Source organism: Arthrobacter rhizosphaerae, assembly GCF_023062595.1.
Classification (GTDB): domain Bacteria; phylum Actinomycetota; class Actinomycetes; order Actinomycetales; family Micrococcaceae; genus Arthrobacter; species Arthrobacter rhizosphaerae.
In genome coordinates, this window is the sequence record NZ_JALLAN010000035.1 from 1 (window position 1) to 5,287 (window position 5,287).

Sequence of the window (5,287 nt, forward strand, 5' to 3'; positions counted from 1 at the left end):
GGCTCCCAGATCGAAGAGATTGCTGCGGACTTCATCGGGAAATGCCGGGAAATGGGGTTGCCCCGGGTGCTGTTCAGGTGACCCGCCGGCGTCGCAATTCTGTTGCTGTCAGTCGTTTATGAGGTCGTTGACCACGATGGTCTGATCCCGGTCAGGCCCTACCCCGATAGCCGAAAACCGCGTCCCTGAGAGCTTCTCAAGGGCAAGAACGTAGTTGCGGGCATTCTCGGGGAGGTCCTCGAGGCTACGGGCAGTGGTGATGTCCTCGGTCCAGCCCTCGAAGTACTCGAAGATGGGCTTGGCGTGGTGGAATTCGGTCTGGGTCATGGGCATCTCGTCGTGGCGGACGCCGTCGACGTCGTATGCGACGCAGACGGGAATCTGCTCGATGCCGGTCAGGACGTCCAGCTTGGTGACGAAGTAGTCCGTGAAACCGTTGACACGCGAGGCATGGCGGGCCAAAACGGCGTCGTACCAACCGCAGCGGCGCGGCCGTCCGGTGTTGACGCCGAACTCGCCGCCGGTTTTTTGCAGGTACATGCCCATCTCGTCAAAGAGCTCCGTGGGGAACGGGCCTGCGCCCACACGGGTGGTGTACGCCTTAATGATGCCGATGGAGCGCGAAATGCGGGTGGGGCCAATCCCCGAACCGACCGAGGCGCCGCCGGCAGTGGGGTTGGAGGACGTGACGAAGGGGTAGGTGCCGTGGTCGACGTCGAGGAACGTGGCCTGGCCACCTTCCATCAGGACCACCTTGCCTTCATCCAGGGCCTTGTTCAGGACCAGGGTGCTGTCGATGACGAGCGGGCGCAAGCGATCGGCGAACGAGAGGAAGTAGTCCACGATCTCGTCTACTTCGATATCGCGCCGGTTGTATACCTTGACCAGGAGTTCGTTTTTCTGTCGCAGGGATCCTTCCACCTTCTGGCGAAGGATGGAGGCATCAAACACGTCCTGGACGCGGATGCCGAGGCGTGCCACTTTGTCCATGTAGGCAGGACCGATTCCGCGGCCAGTTGTTCCGATGGCCCGGCTGCCCAGGAACCGCTCCGTCACCTTATCCAGCACCTGGTGGTACGGCGCCACCAGATGGGCGTTGGCCGAGACCCGCAGCTTGGAGGTATCGGCGCCGCGGGCTTGAAGCCCGTCGATCTCCTGGAACAGGGCCTCGAGGTTCACCACGCAACCGTTGCCGATGACCGGGACGGCGTTTGGGCTCAGGATGCCGGCAGGAAGGAGCTTAAGCTCATACTTCTCACCGCCCACGACGACGGTATGCCCGGCGTTGTTGCCGCCGTTCGGCTTGACCACGTAGTCCACGCGTCCGCCGAGCAGGTCAGTGGCTTTACCTTTGCCTTCGTCGCCCCATTGGGCTCCGACGATCACGATTGCTGGCATGGGATCCTCCCCCATTCGTTCGGGCTATTCCGCAGGCAACCCATTCAAATAGGTCACCCACGGTCCTGCGCCGTTCATGAGAATGCCCCGAATGTCACCGCAATACCCTTGGCCTGTTGGCCGAAGGCACATGCAAGAGATCCGGGGCTCTTACGACCCAAGTTTAGCCGATGCCAGTGGCAAGCAGCGTGCACTGTTTTGCTGAGCCGCACTCCGGGACCAGGTGGCGGCTGTCACCCGCCGTCGAAGCGGGCATCCCACATTTTGTGGAGCTTGCTAAGCTGGTAGAGAACGATCAGGGAATCGTTCCACACAACATCTTTTTCAATCCAGGCTGTACTCGGCGTGCCCGCTTACGGTCCGGCAGCGTGACCTATCCCCGCAGGAGACCCAGCAATTTATGACAGCCTTGGCTACTGAACCTTTTCACGAGCAGCTTTTGAGCCGCCGTTACGAACCCAATGTCGCAGCCGTGAACGAGCTGTGCGACGCACTCCAGACCGCCAAGCCAGGCACGCAGGTTCCTTACGTGGACCCCATGCACGATGTGGACGAGTGCCGCATCATCAGCCTGTACTCCAACATCGGCACGGCCGACGAATCAGGGTTTATCACTGCCGGCGATGACGAGGCTGCCACCCGCATGCTGGGGGTTCAGTGGAAGCTGGGACTCCGGCCGGAATTCGTGATGCCCTGGAACGTCCACCCGTGGCACGTTGCCGGCGAACCCAATGGCAAGTTCACCCCGGACCAGATCGCCGCCGGACTCAAGCCGCTCCTGAAGTTCCTGGCCCTTGTCCCCCGTGCCTCTGTCATCGTGGCTCACGGCACCGAGGCCAACCGCCTCGCCAACCTTCTCCTCAAGACCGAGGTTCCTTTGCTTTGGCGCCGCGGCCTCAAGACCTACAAGGTCCGCTCGCTCAGCGGCCGGGCGTTCGCAGGCACCCCTGTGCGCCAGCAGCAGTACCTGGACGACATGCACGTCGCTTACGCCGACGCCATGGCCCGTACGGGGCTCACGAAGCCCAGCTAGCCTCACACCCTCGCGTTAAAGACGTCGGGCGCCCACCTTTCTGGAAAGGTGAGCGCCCGACGTCGTGTTTAACCTGGCTCTTTAGCCCCGGCTCCTGGCTTCAATTGCTGCCTTCGCGGAGGGATCCGAGTCCTGGAGGAACTTCTCGATACGCTCCGGTTCCTCGGCCTCGCCGATGGCCGCCGAAGCCCTGCCCAGGGAGTACAGCGCGCGCAGGAAGCCCTGGTTGGGTTCGTGCTCCCAGGGGATGGGTCCAATGCCGCGCCAGCCATTCCGGCGCAGGGAGTCCAGACCGCGGTGGTAGCCGACACGGGCGTAGGCGTAGGAATCGATGGTGCGGCCCTCGTTCCACGCTTCTTCGGCCAGCAGAGCCCACAACAGGGATGATGTGGGGTGCCTTTCCACCAGGTCCAGCGCTTCCTGGCCGGCCTCAAGCTGCTCGTAGACCTCAGTCTCAGCAGGCAGGAGGGTAGGCTCAGGACCCATCAGGTTCTTGCGGAATTCGTCGGACATCCTAGAACGTCTTGCCGAGGGAACCGAGCTGCTTGGCAGCTTCCACCACACGGGCCGACAGACCGGCTTCAGCCGAGGCGCCCCAGACGCGGGGATCGTAGAGCTTTTTGTTGCCCACTTCGCCGTCAACCTTCAGCACGCCGGCGTAGTTCCTGAACATGTGGTCCACCACGGGGCGCGTGTACGCGTACTGGGTGTCGGTGTCGATGTTCATCTTGATGGTTCCGTAGGAGACGGCGTCAGCGATTTCCTGGTCCGAGGAGCCTGAACCGCCGTGGAAGACGAGGTCGAAGGGGTTTTCCTTACCGATTTTGGCACCAACCTGCTCCTGGATGTCCTTGAGGATCTCCGGGCGAAGCTTGACCCCACCGGGCTTGTACACGCCATGCACGTTGCCGAAGGTCAGTGCCGTGATGTAACGGCCGTTCTCGCCGGCACCGAGGGCATCGATGGTTGCGAGTGCGTCTTCGACCGTGGTGTACAGCTTGTCGTTGATGGCGTTCTCCACGCCGTCTTCCTCGCCGCCTACAGTGCCGATCTCGACCTCGAGGATCATCTTGGCGGCCGCAGTGCGCGCCAGGAGTTCGCGCGCAATCCGCAGGTTCTCCTGCAGGGTCTCTGCGGAGCCGTCCCACATGTGGGAGTTGAACAGCGGGTTGCGTCCGGCCTTGACCTCAGCCTCGGAGGCGGCCAGCAGCGGCAGGACGAAGCCGTCAAGCTTGTCCTTCGGGCAGTGGTCCGTGTGCAGCGCGATGTTGACGTTGTAGTTCTTGGCGACCTCGCGGGCGAATGCTGCGAAACCAAGCGAGCCGGCGACCATGTCCTTGGTCTGGGCACCTGACCAGTAGGCAGCACCGCCGGTGGAGACCTGGACGATACCGTCGGACTCAGCATCCGCGAACCCGCGCAGGGCCGCGTTCAGGGTCTGGGAGGAGGTGACGTTGACCGCCGGGAATGCGAAGCCGCCCTCTTTTGCGCGGTCGATCATGTCGGCGTAGATCTCTGGGGTTGCAATGGGCATGCTGACTCCTAAGTATTTTCGTCTGCGGGTGTGGTTGACCCTGGAGTGAACCTCGTCGGCTACGAACCATCCTAGTCATTTCTTGGCAAAGGGCCGTGGTTCGGATCACTCAGCCGGGTAATACTTGGCTCCTTTCACGCACCAGATGGCACTTGCTGGCAGTTGTGGCGCCTGGAACTGCTGCCAAGTGTCATTTCGCGCGCCAACCCCTGCTCTCCAACGCCCCGCGGACTTTGCCGACGACCGCGGGGCGCCCGCCTGCCAGATCAAACTTAGATACACGAACTTCAATCCAGCCGCACTCAGTTGTTGTGTCAGCCCGCCGTATGTCGCTCAAGTACTGGTCCGATGCGTTGTGGTGGGCGCCCTCATACTGCACCGCGACCCGCTGCTCAGGATAGGCGGCATCTGGCCACAGGACGGGATTCCCGTAGGCGCCCAGCACCATGTGGTTCAGAACAGGTTCAGGCAACCCTGCTCTCACGAGTGTCAGTCGCATCCTCGTTTCAGGCTGGGAATCCGCTCCGACCCTGATGAGCTCCAAGGAAGCCCTCGCTGTACGCACGCCGCGGACTCCCGGATGCCTCCGGACCATAGCCCTGAGCTCATCAACAGTGCAGAGGGGATCCCGTGGCCTGGGGAAATCGGGACCGTGCCAACACACCAGGGAATCACCGGCAACCACGAGTTCATCCAGGCTCAGGATCGAGGCCAGGTCAAGCCAGGTCCTGGCAGGCGAGGTGAGCCGGACGCCGTCGTACTCTACAACCTCGTCCGGAAGCAGCGTGAGGAGGTGGCCCACGACGTTAGCCCTCCGAGGCATGCTGAAACCGCGTCGGCGGGCCACATGGATGCGCCAGTCATCCTCCAGCCATGCAGGCAGGGCAGCCTGCATGATCCGGGCAGCAGACCCGAACGAGAGCACTGAGGCGTCATCGAGCTCCGTGTATGCCCGAAGAGCTGCTGCTCCTGCCGCTTCCGAACCGAGATACATCCGGATTCCACGTGAAACAGTGGCCAGGTCTTTAGCCTCGGTGCGCGTCCTGCTGACTCCGGCCTTGTCGGAGGCTCGGAGCGAGAAGGAGCCCTTCGTAAGGTGTTCCGGGAGCGGCGCCCTGTGCATGCTCAATTGTGGCCGCTGAATGTGCTGCTATCTGAGTTATCCACAGGGCAACGGAGGGTCCGGAAACGAAGTGGCACTTTGCGGCAGTCCCAGGGCCGAACACTGCCGCCAAGTGCTATCTCGGTGTGGGGGCGGTGTGGGGGCGTGTGGTGGCGGCGGGGGTTGCAGCCTGGCTCCTCGATCATGCCCGGCAAGGTCA

General features: G+C 62.5%; 5 protein-coding genes. 1 reads left to right on the top strand and 4 read right to left on the bottom strand.

Annotated elements, in window-relative coordinates:
* Window positions 1-108: 108 nt before the first annotated feature.
* Window positions 109-1,398 (bottom strand): adenylosuccinate synthase, encoded by a 1,290-nt coding sequence (locus MU551_RS23080; protein WP_247048905.1) that lies wholly within the window; start codon window positions 1,396-1,398, stop codon window positions 109-111.
* A 400-nt stretch (window positions 1,399-1,798) separates the two neighbouring features.
* Here MU551_RS23080 and MU551_RS23085 point away from each other — a divergent pair, with 400 nt between their 5' ends.
* The gene (locus MU551_RS23085) at window positions 1,799-2,431 is read left to right on the top strand and encodes a uracil-DNA glycosylase family protein (RefSeq protein ID WP_247048906.1); all 633 of its coding nucleotides are present in this window, start codon (window positions 1,799-1,801) and stop codon (window positions 2,429-2,431) included.
* Between the two features lie 81 nt (window positions 2,432-2,512).
* Here the strand turns inward: MU551_RS23085 and MU551_RS23090 are convergent, their stop codons facing one another.
* The 3 genes from MU551_RS23090 to MU551_RS23100 all read right to left on the bottom strand — a co-directional run bounded on the left by MU551_RS23090 (window position 2,513) and on the right by MU551_RS23100 (window position 5,088).
* Window positions 2,513-2,944: a DUF3151 domain-containing protein gene (locus MU551_RS23090; protein ID WP_247048907.1), complete on the bottom strand. Its 432-nt coding sequence runs from the start codon at window positions 2,942-2,944 to the stop codon at window positions 2,513-2,515.
* Between the two features lies 1 nt (window position 2,945).
* Window positions 2,946-3,965: a class II fructose-bisphosphate aldolase gene (gene fbaA, locus MU551_RS23095; RefSeq protein ID WP_247048908.1), complete on the bottom strand. Its 1,020-nt coding sequence runs from the start codon at window positions 3,963-3,965 to the stop codon at window positions 2,946-2,948.
* 190 nt (window positions 3,966-4,155) lie between these two features.
* Window positions 4,156-5,088 (bottom strand): putative endonuclease domain-containing protein, encoded by a 933-nt coding sequence (locus MU551_RS23100; protein WP_247048909.1) that lies wholly within the window; start codon window positions 5,086-5,088, stop codon window positions 4,156-4,158.
* Window positions 5,089-5,287 lie beyond the last annotated feature (199 nt).